The sequence below is a fragment of the Pseudomonas sp. HMSC063H08 genome (assembly GCF_001813645.1).
Taxonomy (GTDB): domain Bacteria; phylum Pseudomonadota; class Gammaproteobacteria; order Pseudomonadales; family Pseudomonadaceae; genus Pseudomonas; species Pseudomonas aeruginosa.
Map to the genome: position 1 here is coordinate 89,162 of NZ_KV813344.1, position 18,454 is coordinate 107,615.

18 protein-coding genes are annotated in these 18,454 nt (G+C 65.8%); 4 read left to right on the forward strand and 14 right to left on the reverse strand.

Features of this window, described 5'->3' with window-relative positions; translation table 11 throughout:
• Positions 1–63 precede the first annotated feature (63 nt).
• Positions 64–498, forward strand: a complete 435-nt coding sequence (locus HMPREF2924_RS03380) for a CopD family protein (RefSeq protein ID WP_003110876.1) — start codon at positions 64–66, stop codon at positions 496–498.
• Between the two features lie 34 nt (positions 499–532).
• Here the strand turns inward: HMPREF2924_RS03380 and HMPREF2924_RS03385 are convergent, their stop codons facing one another.
• From HMPREF2924_RS03385 to HMPREF2924_RS36005, 4 genes are all read right to left on the reverse strand, one after another.
• Entirely contained in the window at positions 533–787 is a 255-nt protein-coding gene (locus HMPREF2924_RS03385) for an HP1242/YdcH family protein (RefSeq protein WP_003094873.1), read from the reverse strand.
• A 74-nt stretch (positions 788–861) separates the two neighbouring features.
• Positions 862–1,413 carry an ankyrin repeat domain-containing protein gene (locus tag HMPREF2924_RS03390; protein ID WP_003141587.1) on the reverse strand — a complete coding sequence of 184 codons (552 nt, stop codon included), beginning with the start codon at positions 1,411–1,413 and terminating at the stop codon, positions 862–864.
• A gap of 53 nt (positions 1,414–1,466) precedes the next feature.
• On the reverse strand, positions 1,467–3,008 hold the full coding sequence (gene katB / locus HMPREF2924_RS03395; RefSeq protein ID WP_003094881.1) for a catalase KatB: 1,542 nt from the start codon (positions 3,006–3,008) through the stop codon (positions 1,467–1,469).
• A gap of 106 nt (positions 3,009–3,114) precedes the next feature.
• Positions 3,115–3,492, reverse strand: coding sequence for a hypothetical protein (locus tag HMPREF2924_RS36005; protein WP_169311271.1), 378 nt, complete (start codon positions 3,490–3,492; stop codon positions 3,115–3,117).
• A 42-nt stretch (positions 3,493–3,534) separates the two neighbouring features.
• Here HMPREF2924_RS36005 and mscL point away from each other — a divergent pair, with 42 nt between their 5' ends.
• Complete coding sequence (mscL, locus tag HMPREF2924_RS03400; protein WP_003104883.1) at positions 3,535–3,948, forward strand: large-conductance mechanosensitive channel protein MscL; 414 nt, start codon at positions 3,535–3,537, stop codon at positions 3,946–3,948.
• A gap of 104 nt (positions 3,949–4,052) precedes the next feature.
• Here mscL and HMPREF2924_RS03405 read toward each other — a convergent pair whose 3' ends face one another.
• Together HMPREF2924_RS03405 and HMPREF2924_RS03410 are read right to left on the reverse strand one after the other, a co-directional pair.
• Positions 4,053–4,829, reverse strand: a complete 777-nt coding sequence (locus HMPREF2924_RS03405) for a ferredoxin--NADP reductase (RefSeq protein WP_003110878.1) — start codon at positions 4,827–4,829, stop codon at positions 4,053–4,055.
• A 106-nt stretch (positions 4,830–4,935) separates the two neighbouring features.
• Complete coding sequence (locus tag HMPREF2924_RS03410) at positions 4,936–5,934, reverse strand: DctP family TRAP transporter solute-binding subunit (RefSeq protein ID WP_023095002.1); 999 nt, start codon at positions 5,932–5,934, stop codon at positions 4,936–4,938.
• Positions 5,935–6,261: 327 nt separating this feature from the next.
• On the opposite strand from HMPREF2924_RS03410, the gene HMPREF2924_RS03415 reads away from it, so the two are divergent.
• Complete coding sequence (locus HMPREF2924_RS03415; protein ID WP_003135023.1) at positions 6,262–7,386, forward strand: methyltransferase; 1,125 nt, start codon at positions 6,262–6,264, stop codon at positions 7,384–7,386.
• Here the strand turns inward: HMPREF2924_RS03415 and HMPREF2924_RS03420 are convergent, their stop codons facing one another.
• The 5 genes from HMPREF2924_RS03420 to HMPREF2924_RS03440 are packed head-to-tail and all read right to left on the reverse strand — an operon-like array spanning position 7,387 to position 13,547.
• Entirely contained in the window at positions 7,387–7,962 is a 576-nt protein-coding gene (locus HMPREF2924_RS03420) for a nucleotidyltransferase family protein (protein WP_009316244.1), read from the reverse strand.
• A complete protein-coding gene (locus HMPREF2924_RS03425) occupies positions 7,962–8,933 on the reverse strand; it encodes an XdhC family protein (RefSeq protein ID WP_003135025.1) in 972 nt (323 codons plus the stop codon). The genes HMPREF2924_RS03420 and HMPREF2924_RS03425 overlap by 1 nt, the downstream gene beginning before the upstream one ends.
• 3 nt (positions 8,934–8,936) lie before the next feature.
• Positions 8,937–10,181, reverse strand: coding sequence for a c-type cytochrome (locus tag HMPREF2924_RS03430; RefSeq protein WP_023095003.1), 1,245 nt, complete (start codon positions 10,179–10,181; stop codon positions 8,937–8,939).
• Between the two features lie 2 nt (positions 10,182–10,183).
• Complete coding sequence (locus HMPREF2924_RS03435; protein WP_003094903.1) at positions 10,184–10,723, reverse strand: (2Fe-2S)-binding protein; 540 nt, start codon at positions 10,721–10,723, stop codon at positions 10,184–10,186.
• Complete coding sequence (locus HMPREF2924_RS03440; protein WP_003135031.1) at positions 10,716–13,547, reverse strand: xanthine dehydrogenase family protein molybdopterin-binding subunit; 2,832 nt, start codon at positions 13,545–13,547, stop codon at positions 10,716–10,718. Before HMPREF2924_RS03440 ends, HMPREF2924_RS03435 begins: the two co-directional genes overlap by 8 nt.
• A 310-nt stretch (positions 13,548–13,857) precedes the next feature.
• Here HMPREF2924_RS03440 and HMPREF2924_RS03445 point away from each other — a divergent pair, with 310 nt between their 5' ends.
• Positions 13,858–15,069 carry an MFS transporter gene (locus tag HMPREF2924_RS03445; protein ID WP_003094912.1) on the forward strand — a complete coding sequence of 404 codons (1,212 nt, stop codon included), beginning with the start codon at positions 13,858–13,860 and terminating at the stop codon, positions 15,067–15,069.
• Positions 15,070–15,228: 159 nt separating this feature from the next.
• Here the strand turns inward: HMPREF2924_RS03445 and HMPREF2924_RS03450 are convergent, their stop codons facing one another.
• The 3 genes from HMPREF2924_RS03450 to HMPREF2924_RS03460 all read right to left on the reverse strand — a co-directional run.
• Positions 15,229–15,618 (reverse strand): hypothetical protein, encoded by a 390-nt coding sequence (locus HMPREF2924_RS03450; protein ID WP_003106768.1) that lies wholly within the window; start codon positions 15,616–15,618, stop codon positions 15,229–15,231.
• 302 nt (positions 15,619–15,920) lie between these two features.
• Positions 15,921–17,627, reverse strand: a complete 1,707-nt coding sequence (cdrB, locus tag HMPREF2924_RS03455; RefSeq protein ID WP_003094915.1) for a two-partner secretion system transporter CdrB — start codon at positions 17,625–17,627, stop codon at positions 15,921–15,923.
• Between the two features lie 62 nt (positions 17,628–17,689).
• A partial coding sequence (locus HMPREF2924_RS03460) for an MBG domain-containing protein (protein WP_034002612.1) occupies positions 17,690–18,454 on the reverse strand: 765 nt, incomplete at its 5' end.

Below are 18,454 nucleotides of genomic sequence, written 5' to 3' on the forward strand. Positions count from 1 at the left end.
ATTCCGATCAGCCTCGATCGACCGCGCTTCGCGCGACACTGATGGCCGGACAAGGAGACTTCCATGCGCACACTGCTGTTCCTGCACCTGCTGGGTGCCGCGATCTGGGTCGGCGGCCACCTGGTCCTGGCCCTCGGCATCCTCCCCGGCGCCCTGCGCCGCCGCGATCCCCAGGCGATCCGCGCCTTCGAGCAGGTCTACGAGCGGATCGGCATCCCCGCCCTGCTGCTGCAGGTGGTCAGCGGCCTGTGGCTGGCCAGCCTGTGGCTGCCGTTCGACCACTGGTTCGGCGCCACGCCGGTGGCCCGTGCCCTGCAGCTCAAGCTGCTGCTCCTGGCGGCGACCGCCGCCCTGGGCGTGCATGCGCGCCTGCGCCTGATCCCGAACCTGGACGCCGAGAGCCTGCCGAAGCTGGGCTGGCACATCGCCGCGATCACCCTGGTGGGCCTGTGTTTCGTCGCGGTCGGACAGAGTTTCCGTTTCGGCGGCGCCTTCTGAGCATGCCCTCTTTCATACCGTTGTCGTGAATGAATCAATGGCCTTTTCCGTTGGCCTTCCTCAGCCTCTCGGCGATTTCGTCCTTGAGTTGCACCCGTTGCTGCTTCAACCCCTGCAGCGCCAGGTCGTCGAGGGGTTCGCGACCGCCCTCGACCTCGTAGATGCGCTTGTCGAGGCTCTCATAGTCCGTCGCCAGGCGAGTGAAGTGGGCGTCGTTGCCATGAAGTTGCTTCAGTTCGGCATGAAAATCCGGAAACTCCCGGGAAAGCGGATGTTGCTCGAGCGGCATGACGGACCTCCTCTGACGTTGTATACGACACCTCCAGACTAGCCCAGCAGGCCTCCTCCGAACATTGCCCCCGATCACTTCGCCGCCGCAGTGCCGTTCAGTTCGCCGCGTCGCAGGCTTTCCACGCTGTTGCCCAGCGCATCGCGGGCGCCAAGGTCGGCACCGCGCGCCGACAGCGCCTGGAGCAGCTCCTCGCGCTTGAACAGCGCCGCGTACATGGCCGCGGTCTGCCCTGCGCCGTTGCGCTGGTCGGGGCTGCATTGCGCGCCGATCAGGCGCCGGGCGATGCGGACCTCGCCCTTGAAGATGGCGCCCATCAGGGCGGTGTTGCCGCGCGCATCCTGGACGCAGGGGTCGGCACCGGCCTCCAGCAATTGTTCCACCGCTCCGCCATGGCCGTGGTAGGCGGCCAGGATCAGCGCGGTATAGCCCTTGGCATCCTGCACATCGAGGTCGAAGCCGGCCTCGACGAATTCCTTCAGCATGGCCTGGTCACCGCGTCGGGCGGCATCGAAGAAGTAGTCGCGCAACCGCGCTTCGACCTCGACCCCATGCACCTCGCCAGCCTGCGCGGCCAGCGCCGCGAGCAGCAAGCCTGCCAGAATCCAACCTCGCATCGTCGTCATCTCCCGCCAAACCGATAGAGGAAGGGCGGCCTGGATGGCCGCCCCGGTTGCGATCAATCCTGGAGCTTCGCCGCCAGTTGCCGGACGCGCTGCAGATCGGCCCCGGCCACCTTGGCCAGGCCCGTACCGTAGTCGCTGTCAGCCTTGTAGAAGTAGGAAAGCATGATGTACTTGCTCTCGTCGTCGGTGATCGCCAACGCCCCGCCGAGACTGGCGATCAGGTCGGCCTGGTCCTTCTTGCCGTAGGAGCGGAACAGCTCGCCGGTCTGCTTGAAGTTCTGCTCGCGCTGGATCTTCGCCTGCTGGGTGGTGCCGCTCAGCGGGGTCCGCACGTAGCGGGCGCTGGCCTGCTCCTCGCGCGGATCGAGCCGGCTCGGCTGGTAGTTCACCCCGCTGGTACTGTGTCCGGCGTTCAGCGCGCCGTCCTGGTTGACGGTATTGACCTCGCTGCGCGGGCGGTTGACCGGCAGGCCCAGGCCGTTGGCGCCGACCCGGTACATCTGGGTGTCGGCGTAGGCGAACAGCCGTCCCTGGAGCAGGCGATCCTCGGAAGGCTCGATGCCCGGCACCAGGTTCGACGGTGCCATGGCGACCTGTTCGGTTTCCTGGAAGAAGTTGTCGACGTTGCGGTTCAGCACCATCTGGCCGATCTTGCGCTCGGGAATGCCCGGCCAGATCTTGGTCGCGTCCAGCGGATCGAAGTCGAATTTCGCCAGGTCCTCGGGCTTGAGCACCTGGATGTACAGGTCCCATTTCGGGAAGTCGCCCTTCCGGATCGCGCTCACCAGGTCATTGGTCATGTGGCTGTAGTCGCGACCCTGGACTTCCGCCACCTGTTTCGGATCGAGGTTCTTCTGGCCCTGCAGGCTCTTCCAGTGGAACTTCACGTAGTGCACTTCGCCCCTGGCGTTGACCAGCTTGTAGGCATGCACGCTGTTGCCGTCCATTTCCCGGTAGCTGGCCGGGGTGCCCTCGTTGGAATACAGCAGGGTCAGGGTGCGGGTCGCCTCCGGCACGTGGGAGAAGAAATCGAAGCGTCGCGAGTCGTCGTCGAGGTTGCTGCGCGGGTCCGGCTTGAAGGCATGGACCATGTCCGGGAACTTGATCGCATCGCGGATGAAGAAGGTCGGGAAGTTGTTGCCCACCAGGTCCCAATTGCCGTCTGCGGTATAGAACTTGGTGGCGAAACCGCGTGGATCGCGCAGGGTTTCCGGGGAGTGGTTGCCGTGCACCACCGCGGAGAAGCGCACGAATACCGGGGTCTTCTCGCCCTTGCGGAAGACCTTGGCCATGCTCAGGTCGCTGATATCGGCGCTGGCGACGAACTCGCCATGGGCGCCGGTGCCGCGGGCATGCACCACGCGTTCGGGAATGCGCTCGCGGTCGAAACGTTGCAGCTTCTGCAGCAGTTGCACGTCCTGCAGCAGCACCGAACCGTTGGGCCCGGCGGTCTGCGAGTTCTGGTTGTCGCCCACTGGCGCACCGTTGTCACGGGTCAGGGTCGCGGCCTGCACGGACAGCGACAGGAGGCTGGCGGTCAGGCTTGCCGCCACCAGCAGGCGGCCAGGACGGAAGGCGTTCAGGGAAGGGTTCATGGAAGAGCTCCTAATGGCTTGTCAGGCGTCTTGTTGCGCCCGACCAAGGTAAGGAGCGCCGCCGGCGACGCTAAATTGAAAAACCTCACCGCGCCGATTAGGAATATCAATGCACCCATGAATCGCAAAAAGAAATAAAAAAGACCGCCAGCCGAAGAACGCCCGCGCTGATGCACCAGGCACTCCCAGTCCGCTCGCCGGTAAACGAGTTCACCTTCTTATTTGCATGCGAAGTTAGGTCGGAGATCCTCGCCACTCCAACTTCAACTTCCGCCATCTGCATGGCGCAGTTCCAAGTTGCCGAAGTTGCTTTGTCTTCTTTCTTGGCGAATTCCTGAAAATCGACATGAGTGTAATGTTTTTCCTCTAAACTTCGTTTCTCCCCACAAGACCCGACGCAAACGTATGCCTTGCGAATTTTCGCGTTGCCGGGGGGAACCAAAACACCAATCTTCCAGCCTGAGCAACTTGCCGAAGGCTGCATTAGACTGCCTTTACCTATTAGCGAAATACAGGGAGTGAACCCATGGGTCTTCTGAGTGAATTCAAAGCCTTTGCCGTCAAGGGCAATGTCGTGGATATGGCTGTCGGTATCATCATCGGCGCGGCCTTCGGCAAGATCGTCTCGTCCTTCGTGGGCGATGTGATCATGCCGCCGATCGGACTGCTGATCGGCGGAGTCGACTTCTCCGACCTGGCGATAACGTTGAAGGCCGCCGAAGGCGACGTGCCGGCGGTGGTGCTGGCCTATGGCAAGTTCATTCAGACCGTACTCGACTTCGTCATCGTGGCCTTCGCCATCTTCATGGGGGTCAAGGCGATCAACCGCCTCAAGCGCGAAGAAGCCGTCGCGCCGTCCGAACCGCCAGTGCCGAGTGCCGAGGAAACCCTGCTGACCGAGATCCGCGACCTGCTGAAAGCCCAGCAGAACAAGTCGTGATCGCGTCGGCGGAACAATGAAAAAGGGCCCGAACGGGCCCTTTTTCATTGCCGGACAACAGGCCGGGCGGCGGCGCTATCCGCCGCTACTCCGCGGGCACGCACCTACCAGTAGTTCTCCACCGCCACCTGCCCCGGGCGCCGGGTCAGACTGAGGTTCATGCCGCGAGCCTTCAGCACGGCGCGGGTGTCCTCGATCATCTGCGGGTTGCCGCAGAGCATCACCCGCGAATGCTCCGGGGTCAGTTCCAGGTCGGCGGCACGCTCCAGATCGCCGTTCTCGATCAGCGTGGTGATACGTCCGTTCAGGCAACCGGGTACCTGCTCGCGGGTCACCACCGGGATGAACTGCAGCTTGTGGGCATGCTCGGCCAGGTATTCGCGCTCGGCGAGGCCGGCGATCAGCTCGCGGTAGGCCAGCTCCTTGCTCTCACGCACGCTGTAGACCAGCTTGATGCTTTCGAAGCGCTCCCAGACCTCGAAGTCCTGCAGGATCGAGACGAACGGCGCCACACCGGTACCGGTGGCCAGCAGCCAAAGGTCACGACCATCCACGAAGCGGTCGAGGGTGAGGAAGCCGAAGGCCTGGCGATCGACCAGCAACTGGTCGCCCTCGCGCAGGCGGCTGAGTTCGCTGGTGAACTCGCCGTCCGGGACGACGATGGAAAAGAAGTCGAGGAATTCGTCATGAGGCGCCGAAACCATCGAGTAGGCGCGCCAGACGATGCTGCCGCTGGGCTTGTACACGCCGAGCCGGGCGAATTGCCCGGCGCGGAACCGGAATCCCGCGTCGCGGCTGGTACGCAGGGTGAACAGGTTGGGAGTCAGAGGCTGCACGTCGAGCAGCGTCTGGCGGGTGAATTTCTCTTCGCTGGCGGTCATGGTCCGCTCCGGATACCGATACTCCCCTAGTGTCCCGCAAAGCACCCGGCAGAAACACCCGCAAGGCTTGTGGCTATCCCCGCTGACGGGGATAGCCAGCGGCCGATCAGCGCTTGCGGTTGACCACCTGGGCCGCACGCAGCACGTCGCTGCCGATCTGCGCCTCGTAGTTCTTCCACAGCGGCTTCATGGCGTTGCGCCAGGCCTCGTGCTCTTCCGCGCTGAGGCTGACCAGACGGCTCTTGCCGGCGGCCAGCAGGTGCTCGCGCTCCTTCTGGTTGAGCACTTCGGCTTCCTTGTTCACCACCAGGGTGACCTCGTCGACGATGCTCTCCAGTTCGGTGCGGGTCTGGTAGGGGATGCTGGTCCAGAATGCCGAGCTGGTGATCAGCATGTAGCTGAGCGCACCGTGATTGGTCTCGGTGATGTACGGCTGCACGCTGTCGATCTTCTGTCCGGCGAGGTTCGACCAGGTGTTCTCGGTGCCCTGCACGCTGCCGGCCTGCATGGCCTTGAGGGTCTCGGCGTAGGACAACTGCTTGGCGGTGGCGCCGAGCATGGCGAACTGCGCTTCCAGCACCGACGACGGCTGGATACGGAAGACCAGGCCCTTGGCATCGTCCGGCCGGTGCAGCTCGCGAGTGGCGGAAAGCTGCTTCATGCCGTTGTTCCAGTAGGCCAGGCCATAGATACCGTGCTTGGCCATGGAGCGCAGCAGTTCGCGGCTCTTGTCGCGCTTCTGGAAACGCTTCAGGGCCTCCAGGTCATCGAACAGGAACGGCAGGTCGAACACCTGGAGTTGCTTGGTATAGGGCTCGAACTTGGACAGTGAGGTGGCCAGCATCTGCACCTTGTTGGCGCGCAGGGCCTCGATCTCGTCGGCGTCGCCGAACAGCGTCGAGTTGGGGTAGACCTCGACCTTGACCTTGCCCGGCAGACGCTCCTCGGCAAGCTTCTTGAACAACAGCGCCCCCTTGCCCTTGGGCGTGTCGTCGGAGACCACATGGGAGAACTTGATCACGATCGGGCCGGCGTCCTCGGCATGGGCGACGGCGGAAACGGCGAACAGTGCGGCGAGCGCCACACCGACAAACGGCTTGAACATCGATGTACCTGTGCGATGGCAACGACGAGCCCCGCGACGGCTCGCACGGGTCTCGTTCGGAAAACGGGTTGGGTGACGGTCGCCGCTCGAAGTGGCGAAGGCGCCCGTCCAGGCGCTACCGGGTCATGACAGGCGCTATCGAAGCCCTAGCCCGGTTATTATTGGCGTGCCCGGCTGGATGACTCGTCGGTAAGGAAACGACTAACCAGAGCCGGGTAAAGAATTTTTCGGCATATCCGTGTGCCGCACAAGCTGGAGAACTCCAACCAGCTCTCAGTTTCGACAGATTGTTAATTGACGAGCGGGATTCGCCCCGCCGGGAACCCGATGCCTCTATTCGCCACCCCCTTCGCCCAGCTCGATCTGGTCCGCCAGCCCGAGCAGGACGGCGAGCCCCTCCAGGCGTTCGACGCCGCCGACGAATACCTGCTCAACCAGTTGCACGAACGGGGCGTGACGGCGCAATGCCGGGTGCTGGTCCTCAACGACGCCTTCGGCGCCCTCGCCGCGAGCCTGGCGCCGCACGTCCAGGTCACCAGCAGCGGCGATTCGCACCTGGGCTTCCTTGCCCTGCGCAAGAACCTCGCGCGCAACGGCCTCGACCTGGGCTCGGTGCGCTTCGTCCCGGCCAGCGAAACCGCCGTGGGGCCCTTCGATCACGTGTTGGTCAAGGTGCCGAAGACCCTCGCGTTGCTGGAGGAGCAACTGATCCGCCTGCACGGCCAACTGGCACCGGGCGCGCAGGTCGTCGCCGCGGGGATGGTCAAGCACTTGCCACGCGCCGCCGGCGACCTGCTGGAACGCTACATCGGCCCGATGCACGCTTCGCTGGCGGTGAAGAAGGCCCGCCTGCTGATCGCCGAGGCAGCGGAGCGCCCGCAACCGCGCTCGCCCTATCCGACCCGCTATCACCTGGAGCAGCCGCCGCTGACGCTGCTCAACCACGCCAACGTATTCTGCCGAGAAGGTCTCGACATCGGCACCCGCGCCTTCCTCCCGCACCTGCCGCGCAGCCTCGGCGCGCTACGCGCCGCCGACCTGGGCTGCGGCAACGGGGTGCTCGGCATCGCCTACGCGCTGCTCAACCCGCAGGCCGAGCTGACCCTGGTGGATGAGTCGTACATGGCCGTGCAGTCGGCACGGGAAAACTGGCAAGCAGCGCTGGGCGAGCGGCCGGCGACGTTCCGCGCCGACGATGGCCTGGCCGGCCAGGCGGCGGGCTCGCTGGACCTGGTCCTGTGCAACCCACCGTTCCACCAGCAGCAGGTGGTCGGCGACTTCCTCGCCTGGCGCATGTTTCTCCAGGCTCGCGATGCCCTGGCGGCGGGCGGCGAACTGTGGATCGTCGGCAACCGCCACCTGGGCTACCACGCCAAGCTCAAGCGGCTGTTCCGCGGGGTCGAGCAGGTCGCGGCGAATCCGAAGTTCGTGATCCTGAAAGCGGGAAAATAGTCAGCCGAGCGCCGCCGGGGTGTCCACGTCGCGGAGTACGCCCGGATCGTCGCACGGTACCTCGCGCCAGGCCGGACGATGGGCCAGCAGCACGCGGCGCGCGCCCTGGTCGCCGTCCAGTTGTGCAAGCGCGTCCCAGAAAGCGCGGCCGAACAGCACCGGATGGCCGCGCTGGCCGTCGTACAGGGGAAACACGATGGCTTCGGGAGTGGCCATCGCGGCCAGACGCTCGAGGGTATCGGCGGCGATCCAGGGCATGTCGCCGAGCAGGACGGCGATGGCCCGGGCCGGGCTGTTCCTCGCCGCCGCGACGCCGGCGGCCAGGCTGTGGCCCATGCCCGACGAGGCGTCGAGGCTGTGGACAAGCCGCTGTTGCGCCGGCAGGCCCAGGCTCGCCGGGGTCTCTCCGGCACGCACCACCACCCGCACCTCGGCGAACGCCTCGCGCGCCCGCGCCACGCTGGCCGCCAGCAGGGTCGTGCCATCAGCCAGGCGCGCCAGGCGCTTGTCGCTGCCGAAACGGCGCCCCTGCCCGGCCGCCAGGACCAGGCACAGCACCTCGTCGGCGGCGACCATCAGAGCCGCTCGCGGGGAATGCCGTTGCGGATGCGAAGAATGTCCGCCAGCACCGCCAGGGCGATTTCCGCCGGCGTCTTGCTCCCCAGGTTGAGGCCGATCGGCGCGTGGATCCGCGCCAGTTCGGCATCGCCCAGGCCGCCGATGCGCCGCAGGCGCTCGAAGCGTTTCTCCGAGGTCGCCCACGATCCCATCACGCCGATATAGAAGGCTTCGGTACGCACCGCCTCGAGCATCGCCAGGTCGTCGATCTTCGGATCGTGGGTCAACGCCACCACCGCCGTATCGGCGTGGCAACCGCCGTCGGCGATGAACAGCGAGGGCAGCTCGCGACGGATCTCGATCCCCTCCAGCACCACGCCGCGCAAGGCTTCTTCGCGCGGGTCGCAGAGGATCACCTCGAAGCCCAGGCCCTTGCCGAACTCGGCGCAGGCATGGGCGACGCTGGAATAGCCGGCCAGCAACAGGCGCTGGGCGGCACCGACGCGCAGGCGCACGCGCTCACCGTCGCGTTCCGCCCGTGGGCCGTGGCTGGAATCGTCGCGCAGGCTGCGCGCGCCGCTGCCCAGCTCGACCTCGCGGAGCAGGCGGCGCTGGCCGAGCAACGCCGACTCCAGCTCGCGCAGATGGGCCTGGACGTCGCAGTCCGGCGCCAGGTTTTCCACCAGTACGTCGAGGATGCCGCCGCAGGGCAGGCGCACGTTCGAGTTCGGGTCGTCACCCTCGCCGTAGCGCACGATCACCGCGGGATCGGGGAAACCGCCTGCGGCGACCCGTTCGAGGAAATCATCCTCGACGCAGCCGCCGGACAGCGAGCCGATCCAGTGGCCGTTGGCGTTCACCGCCAGCAGCGATCCCGGCGCACGGGGCGCCGAGCCGTAGGTCGTGAGCACGGTACAGAACCACACCCGTTCGCCGCCCACGGACCACTTCAGCGCCTGGCGGACTACCTGTAGATCGAGGTGTTGCACGATTCACTTCACCTTGACGGTATGCACCGAAGCGCTCTCCGTCTTCAATTGCGCGACCTGTTGGGGACCGAGGTCACCGGGCAATCCGCCCCAGGTCTGGCGCAGGTAGTTGAGCAGGTCCGTGAGTTGCTCGTCGTCGAGTTTCCCGGCGAAACCGGGCATCGGTTGCATGCGTTCGAAGCCGGTGAACTGCTGTTCGACGATGCCGTCTTCGATCACTCGCAACAGATTACGCGGGTCTTGCAGGCGCAGGGTAGTGTTGCCGTTCATCGCCACCGCGATATGCGGCTTGCCCTCGCCTTCGCCGCCGTGGCAGCCGGCGCAGACGTTGAGGTACTGCTGGCGACCGCGCTTGCCGCTGTCGTTCAGCTGCGCCTCGGGTAGCGCCTGGACCACCTTGGCCGGCGGCTGGTCGCCGAGCAGGTAGGCGGCCATGGCCGCCAGGTCGCCGTCGTCGAGGTGCTGGGTGCTGTGGTGCACCACCGGGAACATCTCGTTGAACATGCTGCCCTGGGCGCTCATGCCGTGCTTGAGGAAGCTCGCCAGGTCCGGCTGGGTCCAACCGCGCGCGGCAAGGTCGCCGGGCAGCAGGCTGGGCGCCAGGTAGCCGTTGAGCAGGCCGCCGCTCAGGCGCTTGTCCTGCTCCAGGGCGCCGGCCAGGTTGCGCGGGGTATGGCACTCGCCGCAGTGGCCGAGCACCTCGACCATGTACTGCCCGCGTTTCCAGGCCTCGCTGCGCCCTTCCTCCGGCTGCAAGCGCACGCTCTTGCCGTAGAGCAGGTTCCAGCCGGCCAGGCCCATGCGCACGTTGAACGGGAAGCTCAGGCTGGTCTGCGGCGCCGGCCGGGCGATCGGTTCCTGGGCCATCAGGTAGGCGTAGATGGCGTCGGCATCCTCGCGCTCGATCAGGTGATAGGAGGTGTAGGGCATCGCCGGATAGAGGTAGGCGCCGTCCTTGCGCTTGCCCTCGGTAAGAGCGGCGAAGAACTCGTCGACGCTGTAGGCGCCGATGCCGTGTTCCTTGTCCGGGGTGATGTTGGTGCCGTAGATGGTGCCGAACGGCGACTGGATCGGCAGTCCGCCGGCGAACGGCGCGCCGCCCTCGGCGGTATGGCAGGCCATGCAGTCGGCGGCGCGGGCGAGGTATTCGCCGCGCTTGACCAGCGCCGCGTCGGCGCCGGCGGCGGAGGCCAGGAACGGCGACAGCGCGGCCAGCGCCAGGGCGAGGCCGGAAAGGGTGCGCTTCATCCTCAAGCCTCCTTGACCAGGCCGAGTTCGTCGAGCACGTCGCGGGTGGCGCTGTAGTAGCGCACGTAGCCGGTGCAACGGCAGATGTGATGGCCGAGGCTGTCCTCGATCGCCTGCTCCAGCTCGCTGCGCTTGATCGGCTGGCGCTGGGCTTTTTCCACCAGCACGGTGGCGGCGTTGACGAAGCCCGGCGCGCAATAGCTGCACTGGAAGGCGAACTGGTCGACGAACTTCTGCTGGATCGGGTTCAGCTCGCGGATGTCGCCGTTCTCGTCGCGCTGGGCATGGCCCTCGATGGTGCGAACCTTCTTGCCGTCGAAGTAGTGCGCGCCGGTGATGCAGGTGCGTACTTCCTCGCTGGTGCCGTCCGGATTGTCGACGATCACCACGCAGGCATGGCAGATGCCCTGGCCACAGCCCAGGCGCGAGCCGGTGAGGTTCTGGTATTCGTGCAGGTAGTCGATCATCGGCAGGTCTTCGGCGACCTCCACCGGACCGACGGCTTGACCGTTGAGGGTCATCTGGAGCTTGCGGTTAGCCATGGAGGGCCTCCTTGATGCGGGCGGGAGTGATGGGCAGGTCGCGGACGCGCTTGCCGGTGGCGTGCGCCACGGCGTTGGCGATGGCGCCGACCACCGGGATCATCACCACCTCGGCGATGCCCTTGGCCGGATCGGTCGGTGACAGCGGCGGGAGGATCTCCGCCGTCTGGTTCCACACCGCCACGTCCTTCGCCCGCGGCAACCGGTAGCGGTTGAAGTTCCAGTCCCCTTCCGCGGGGCCGCCCTCGTAGAGCGGCATTTCCTCCAGCAGCGCATGGCCGATACCCATGGCGATGCCGCCCTCCAGCTGGCCCTTGACCAGCTCTGGCACCAGCACCCGGCCGCACTCGATCCAGGAATGGTGGTCGAGCACCTGCACCTCGCCGCTGCCCTTGTTCACCTTCAGCTCGACCAGGGTCGCCACCGGACTGTAGTAGGTGACCATCGCGTTGTTCAGCTGGGTCGCCGGATAAGCCGGATTCTGCCGGTCGAGCAGGTGGAAGCCGGCGCTGTTCATCATCGCCTTCTTCACTCCCGGCGCGCCGTCGCCGTACTTCACCGCCATGGCGTCGAGCGGCAGGCGTTCGCGCACGCCATCGATGACGAAGTCCGCCTCGGCCCAGCTCCAGCGGTTGAAGCCGTGGACGCTGACACCGGTGACCAGGCCCATCTCGTGGGCCTTCTTCGCCAGCTCGGCGAAGGGAATCGGCGCCAGGCCGTTGCCGGTCAACTGGCCGTCGACCCATACCGCGTTTTCGCGGCGCACCACATAGGGATTGGCCTGGCCGCCGAACGGACCGCTGCGCCACAGCGCCAGGGCCGCCGGCCACAGGCCGTGGTTGAACAGTACGCGCGCGGCTTCGCGGGTGGCGTGGCTGAAATAGAACGCCGAGTTGGTCGCCGACGACGGCGAGGCCAGCTTGCCGACCCAGCGCGGATCGCGTAGCGCGGCGTCCTGCTCGGCCTGGCTCATCAGGTAGGGATTGCCCTTGGTGGTGAGCCGCAGCTCGGGCCATTCGGTCTCGGCGGTCTTCACCTCGTCCGCCGGACGGCCGAGGAAGTCGCCGACCACGAAGGCCTGCGAGGTGGACATCCCGGTACCGATCTCGGTGCCGATGTGGCGCAGGCTGATGCGCCCGTCGGCGCTGAACTCGATGCTCGCCATCGGCGCCTCGGCACCGGTGCCGAAGTCCTTCTGGCAAATGGCGAAGCCGACCCCATACCAGTTGTCCGGGTCCTCCGCGTCGAAGCGCTTCTTGCGTGCGTCGCGGTCCTTCCACACCTCGTGGGCAGCGGCCTTGTCGAGGATCTCGTGCAGGCGCAGGGCACCGGCCGGGACCGCGCCCTGGGTGTTCTTCATGCCCGAGCGCAGAGCGTTGCGACGACGCAGGTCGATGGCGTCGACGCCCAGCCGGCCAGCGATCTCGTCGACCATCATCTCGGTCGCGGCCATGGTCTGCAGGGTACCGTAGCCGCGCATCGAGCCGGCCTCCACGCCGCGCGAATGATAGGCGGTGACCGCCAGGTCGTTCTGCGGCATGTAGTAGATCGACTGCGCGGCGGTGGCGCCCACCGCCGCCACCGAGGCGCTGTAGTTGGCGCGACCGCCGCCGTCGGCGCTCATGTCGGCGCGGAAGATGCGGAAGCCGAGGTCGTTCCTGTCTACCGCCAGTTGGTAGCGGATGTCGAACGGGTGGCGCTTGATGCCGCTCTGGAACTGCTCGTAGCGGTCATTGGCCAGGCGCACCGGCACACCCTCGCCATACAGCGCGGCGAGCGCGGCATAGAAGACGAAGATGTTGTTGTCCTTGGAGCCGTAGCCGACGGTATAGCCCGGATGGATGTTGAGCTTCTCCAGGGCGAAGCGCGACGGCTTGATCATGTGCACGCTTTCGTAGGCGACTTCGAACGGGCACTGGGTGGCGACCACGAAGTGCAAGGTCTTGCTGGCCGCGTCGTACCAGCCGTTGCCGTTGTCCGGCTCCAATGCCGCCGGCTCGATCGATGGGGTCTTGTAGCGCTCGTCGAAGACCAGCCAGTCCTGCGGCGGGTTTTCCAGTTGCTCGGCCATGCGCTTGGCATGGAACAACCCCTGCTCGGTGAGGTCGCCGTGCAGCTTCGGCTCGCGGGTCCATACCGGTTTGCGGTTGAGGATGGTGGGGAACAGCATCGAGTCCTTCAGGCTGGAGAACTCGTCGTCCTCGTAGGGCGTCTTGCCGCCGACCCGGACGAAGCGATAGCTGCCGTAGGGATCGCCCTGGTACAGCGGGGCCTGGGCGCCATAGCGGATCGCCTTGTCGTTGAACTTGAGCTTGAGCTTGGCCCGGCGGAAGCGCTCGAAGTCGTTCCAGATCAGGATCGCCACCGGATGGCCGATGAACATCGGCACCTTGCCCGGCGGCAGGAGCGGATCGGGCGAATGCGCCTCGGGGAAGACGATGCCGTCCTTCTCCAGGTCGGCGGCGGTGACGATACGGTCCGGCTGCAATTCGGCGCCCAGCCAGGAAAGGTCGTGGCCTTCGTAGATGCGGTCGGCGCGAACGGTCTTCAGCAACATGGCGTGGCCTTGCTGCTGCGGCCAGCCGGGCATGTCCCTGGCGCGGATATCGCGGGCGAACACCTTGTTGCCGCAGACCTTGGACAAGGCGTCGTTACGGAAACGGACCTGGCCGTTGCCCGCCATCCAGCGCTGGGCGGAAACGGTCACCTGGTTCTCGAACAAGGCAGCGAACGCCTGGCTGCCGAGCGGCGCCAGGGTGACACCCACGCCGGCGATCAACCCGCCCTGGAGAAAGGCGCGCCGGGATATATCACGGTTGGACATGCAAGTTCCTCTGGGTGGTACGGTTCCCACCCATGTCGTTATTCAGGCTTGAACAGCTCGTCCGGACGGACGAAGTGGAGCACGCAGGCGGAAAAACCTGACTCAGGAGTTAATTTTAGCGACAAGTCGCACCCGAGGAAAAGTCCCGTCTACCGCTGGAAGGCCCCATGGACACTCGACTTTGGTCGCCTGCCAGGCCGGCTCCAACCTTTTCGTGCGCTTCTCTGAATCTTCGATTTCGGCAATGGCAACAGCCAAGAGGTAACCACATGTTACTCTCCGCCCTCCTCTCGAAACGCCCGACCCCAGCATGTCCAGCCAACCCAGCTCCCTGCTCCGCCATCGTCCCTTCCTCGCCTTCTGGCTGGCCCGCGTCTGCACCGCCAGCGGCTTCCAGATGCTCACCGTGGCCATCGGCTGGCACATCTACGAACTGACCGGCAATGTCCTCGACCTGGGCCTGGTAGGCCTGGTCGAATTCCTCCCGCGGGTACTGTTCATGCTCCACACCGGGCATGTTGCCGACCGCTACGACCGACGCAGGATCGCCGCCCTCTGCCAGGCCGGCCAGGCCCTGGTGGCGGTGGCACTGGTGCTCGGCGCGGCTTCGGGAGAGATCACCCGCAACATGATCTTCGTCCTCGCCTTCGCCCTCGGTACCGCCCGCGCCTTCGAAATGCCGACCACCCAGGCGCTGCTGCCGAACCTGGTACCGGCCGGGCTGTTCCCGCGCGCGGTGGCCGCTTCGGCTTCGGCGATGCAGGCGGCGACCATTGCCGCCCCGGCCCTCGGCGGCCTGCTCTATGCGTTCGGTGCCTCCTGGGTCTACGTGCCGACCGCGACTCTCTACGTCCTCGCCTGCGTCCTGACGCTCAGCCTGCCGGTACGCAACCAGCCGCTCACCCAGGGCAAGGCCACCCTCGACTCGCTGCTCGCCGGCATCCGTTTCATCCGCAGCCGACCGGACATCTTCGGCGCAATCTCCCTCGACCTGTTCGCCGTGCTCCTCGGCGGCGCCACCGCCCTGCTCCCGGTGTTCGCCAAGGACATCCTGCTCACCGGGCCCTGGGGCCTCGGCCTGCTGCGCTCGGCTCCAGCGGTGGGCGCCCTGGCGATGTCGTTCTGGCTGGCGCACTTCAGCATCGAACGCAACGTCGGGCGGATCATGTTCCTCTCCGTGGGCATCTTCGGCCTGGCAACCATCGCCTTCGGCCTGTCGAAATCGTTCTGGCTGTCCCTCGGCGTGCTGGTGGTACTCGGCGCCGCGGACATGGTCAGCATGGTCATCCGCGGCGCCTTCGTGCAGCTCGAGACCCCCGACGAGATGCGCGGCCGGGTCAGCGCGGTGAACGGCCTGTTCATCGGCGCCTCGAACCAGCTCGGCGAGTTCGAGTCCGGGCTCACCGCACACTGGTTCGGCACGGTACCGGCAGTGGTCCTCGGCGGGATCGGCACCCTGGTGGTCACCGGAGCATGGATGAAGCTGTTCCCTAGCCTGGCGCAACGCGACCGCCTGCACTGAGGCCAATGCCGTCGCGCGTCGCTGCCCCGACAGCGGCGTATCGGCGATAACGCCTGGGGCGTTATCCGTCCTCCCCATGGAACACCGCACCTTCTCGGCAATAAGAAAGCCCGGCATCGAGCCGGGCTTTTCTCGCACCTTGCGGCGTGATCCGCGGTGTCAGGCGGGGCGCCGCATCTCCCGATGCAGGCGGTCGACGGTGCGCTCGCTACCGTTGTCGGCCAGGCGCAGATCGACGCGCCCCATGTCCTTGTGCAGACGGTCGACGGTCTGTTCGCTGCCGTTCTCGGCCAGGCGCGCCTCGCGGCTGGTCATGTCGCGGTGCAAGCGATCGATGGTCTGCTCGCTGCCGCTTTCGGCGACCCGGCGTTCTTCCTGGACGCGCGGCGCCTGGGTCTTGCGCAGGCGCTCGAGGGTACGGTCGGAACCGTCGGAGGCGATCAGTTGTTGGGCACCGCGCAGGGCGATGGATTCGACCCGCGGTGCGGCGAAGGCGGCATTGGCGGTCAGGGTAGCAAGGGCGATGGCGAGGATCAGCGGGCGTTTCATGGCAGTGGCTCCAGGTATTCGTTACGTGGGGCCATTCTCTGTTCGGGAAACTCGATTGGAAAACGAAGCGCGCCAATAGTATTCATCGACGTTTGAAATAGTGCGAACAACCGCTCTAGCACAGCAGTTACAGCAAGAATACGCCTCTCCGACCGACCTCGACACGGATTGACGGCATCGATATGAAGAATCGAAGAAATCGAAAGTTTGAGAAAAACACTCGGAATTGAGCACGGACCTCCCTCTCCGCAGAACCGGAGAGGGGCTCCGTCAGCAGCCTCCGGAACGGAGGCCGGCAGGGTTCAGAAGCGCGCCACCACGTTGAACAGGACCCGCGTCTCGCGCTTCCCATCGCGCTGGTCGGCTGGCTCGCCGATGACCTGGCGGGCAATCTCCGGGTTGAACGACAACTGGTCGGTGAGGTTGAAGCGCACCCCGGCACCGATCGAGCCGAGCTTCTGCTGCTCGTCATCGTCCACGTCGAGGTTGTAGGTCTTGCCCCAGTCGTAGAAAGCGTAGGCCTGGTAGCTGCGCAGCCAGCTATAGCCCACCGCCTGGCCATAGCGCGGTTCGAGCTTCAGGGCGAAGCCACGGTCACCGGTGATGTTGCCCGGGGCGAAGCCGCGACCGATCCCGCTGCCGCCAACGCCGAAGCGCTCGCTCGGCAGCAACGGGTCGAAGCTGTACTGCCATTGCAACTCGCCATACACCGACCAGGGTCCGCCGAGCCCTTGCAGACGCCCGATGTTGCCGTTGAGATAGACGAAACGTCCGTCGGCCACTTCGCGGGAACGACGTTCATCGTCCTTCTTGGTCGCGCCCCACATGTCCAGGCCGATGTTGTTGCGCACCTCCGCCAGGTTGATGCCCATCCAGCGGTCGACCCAGTCATAGGTCAGGCGTTGCTGGAACACCCGCACATGGTCACGACCGGGGTTCGAGGCGTCGCTGGCGAAGTCGCGCAGGCGGGTCTCGGTATCCTTCCACTGCAACGCCAGGCCGCCGCTCAGGTTCTGCGAGCGCGAGCGGATGAAGGGATGGTTGTAGGAAATGCTGCCTTCGGTGCTCTTGCTGACGCTGTCGAAGGGGAATACCGAGTCCGGGATGTCCGGGTTGACCTTCGAATAGGAACCCATGATCTGCAGGGTATCGCCGGCGAACATGCCGCCCAGCGGCAACGTGCCGCGCAACTGGATGTAGCGGGTGGCATCGCTGAACGGCGAGATCGCACCGAGCACGTCGATCTGCTCGTAGAAGCCCAGGCGGGAGAACTCGGTGGCGCCGAAGGCCAGGGTGGTCGGGTCGGTGTAGTGCGAACCGCGGTTGTCGAGGCTGACGAAGCCTTCGTATCGCTGCTGCTGCAAGGCCACGTCGAGGTTCGACGAGCCCAGCGCCTGACCCGGGCTGAGCACGCTCTGCACGTTGACCCCCGGCAGGTCGCCGACCAGCAGCAGGCCGCGCTCCAGGGTATCGGCATCCAGCGGACGTTTTTCGGTCAGCGGTGCGAGCAGTTCCTCCACCCGCACCCGCGGCCCATCGACGGTTCCCTTGATCTGCACGTGTTCGAGGTAACCCTCGATCACCTGCAGGCGTACCTTGCCGCCCTCGATGCTCTGCTCCGGCACCACTACCTGGGTCAACAGGTAGCCGTCCTGGCGGTACTTGGCGGTGAGGCGGTTGGCCAGGTCGACCAGTTCGGCCAGGGACACCTGCTTGCCGAGCATATGCTGGTAATAGGACTCGAGCACCGCCTTGTCATAGCGGGTGTTGCCTTCGATGCGTATCTCGCGCAGTTCGAAGCGGATCTGTTCGCTGCCTTGCGGCGCGACCTGCTTGGGCACCACCAGCGGCGCCTCGGGCTTGGCCTGCGGCTCGCTGCGGGGCTTGAAGCGTTCATCGAGCTGGGATGGCTGTACAGTCCCTGGCAACTCCACGGCGGCGGCGGAAGCTGCCAGCATCCCGCAGCCACAGAGCGTCACCCAGCGAAGCGTCCATTGCGAAGGTTTCATCATTCACCTCGGGCAGATGACGCACTACCGCCCGGAGACGATAGTGCGCATTGCGAAAAGGGTTAGAAATTCAGAGGCTTGTTGAAGCAGCTCCAGTAGTCGGCCAGGTAGCTCTGGTTCGAGCAACCCGCCCCACTCTCGGCCTCTGCCCTGAGCGGACGATCGGTGAACTGCCCCACCCGCTTGGCGCTGGCGTCCTCCGCCGGACCCGCGGCGGTAGCCGGCAGCAGGTTAGGATCGCTGACGTCCATGCCCAGAGCGTAGGCGCGCAAGAACGGGTTTTCGAGGAACGGGTTTTCCAGCGTGGTGGTGCGGTAGACCGCATCCCCGGGGGTATCCGGATCGCGCCCCTTCTGCAGTTCGCGCAAGTCGGAGAGCGCTGCCAGTTGCCCCAGGTCGCCCGGCGTGACCGGCAGCGGCAGGATGCTCAGCAGGTTGCCCTGGTAGTTGAGCTGGTAGTTGCCGCTGGTGAGGGCAAGCCCACCCTGGAGGATGTCGTACTGGCCTACGGCTTCGCCGCCCACCCGACCGAGCCCGCCGGCGAGCACCTGACCGGCGCTATCGCCATTCTTCAGGCCGGAAACCTGATAGGTCAGCGCCGGGTCGGCGGTGCCGACCTGCTTGCTCTTGGCATCGGCGAATACGTTGAGCAGCGCCTTGGTGATGGTCAGGTCATTACCCTGGTAGGCCAGGTCATAGTTGCCACTGGTCAGCACCAGGCCGCCCTGGTTGATGCCATACACACCCACGTTCTCGCCTGCGTCGCGGTTCAGCCCGCCGGTCAGGATCGAGCCGGCGCTGTCACCGTTCTTCAGGCCGCTGACCTG

Excerpts from the sequence above, each read along its gene's own strand:
- HMPREF2924_RS03410 (WP_023095002.1), bottom strand. The coding sequence starts at position 5,934 with ATGTTCAAGCCGTTTGTCGGTGTGGCGCTCGCCGCACTGTTCGCCGTT.
- HMPREF2924_RS03440 (WP_003135031.1), bottom strand. The coding sequence starts at position 13,547 with ATGTCCAACCGTGATATATCCCGGCGCGCCTTTCTCCAGGGCGGGTTG.
- HMPREF2924_RS03385 (WP_003094873.1), bottom strand. The coding sequence starts at position 787 with ATGCCGCTCGAGCAACATCCGCTTTCCCGGGAGTTTCCGGATTTTCAT.
- HMPREF2924_RS36005 (WP_169311271.1), bottom strand. The coding sequence starts at position 3,492 with ATGCAGCCTTCGGCAAGTTGCTCAGGCTGGAAGATTGGTGTTTTGGTT.
- HMPREF2924_RS03450 (WP_003106768.1), bottom strand. The coding sequence starts at position 15,618 with ATGAAACGCCCGCTGATCCTCGCCATCGCCCTTGCTACCCTGACCGCC.
- HMPREF2924_RS03430 (WP_023095003.1), bottom strand. The coding sequence starts at position 10,181 with ATGAAGCGCACCCTTTCCGGCCTCGCCCTGGCGCTGGCCGCGCTGTCG.
- HMPREF2924_RS03380 (WP_003110876.1), top strand. The coding sequence starts at position 64 with ATGCGCACACTGCTGTTCCTGCACCTGCTGGGTGCCGCGATCTGGGTC.
- HMPREF2924_RS03435 (WP_003094903.1), bottom strand. The coding sequence starts at position 10,723 with ATGGCTAACCGCAAGCTCCAGATGACCCTCAACGGTCAAGCCGTCGGT.
- mscL (WP_003104883.1), top strand. The coding sequence starts at position 3,535 with ATGGGTCTTCTGAGTGAATTCAAAGCCTTTGCCGTCAAGGGCAATGTC.
- HMPREF2924_RS03390 (WP_003141587.1), bottom strand. The coding sequence starts at position 1,413 with ATGACGACGATGCGAGGTTGGATTCTGGCAGGCTTGCTGCTCGCGGCG.
- cdrB (WP_003094915.1), bottom strand. The coding sequence starts at position 17,627 with ATGAAACCTTCGCAATGGACGCTTCGCTGGGTGACGCTCTGTGGCTGC.
- HMPREF2924_RS03415 (WP_003135023.1), top strand. The coding sequence starts at position 6,262 with ATGCCTCTATTCGCCACCCCCTTCGCCCAGCTCGATCTGGTCCGCCAG.
- katB (WP_003094881.1), bottom strand. The coding sequence starts at position 3,008 with ATGAACCCTTCCCTGAACGCCTTCCGTCCTGGCCGCCTGCTGGTGGCG.
- HMPREF2924_RS03445 (WP_003094912.1), top strand. The coding sequence starts at position 13,858 with ATGTCCAGCCAACCCAGCTCCCTGCTCCGCCATCGTCCCTTCCTCGCC.
- HMPREF2924_RS03405 (WP_003110878.1), bottom strand. The coding sequence starts at position 4,829 with ATGACCGCCAGCGAAGAGAAATTCACCCGCCAGACGCTGCTCGACGTG.
- HMPREF2924_RS03420 (WP_009316244.1), bottom strand. The coding sequence starts at position 7,962 with ATGGTCGCCGCCGACGAGGTGCTGTGCCTGGTCCTGGCGGCCGGGCAG.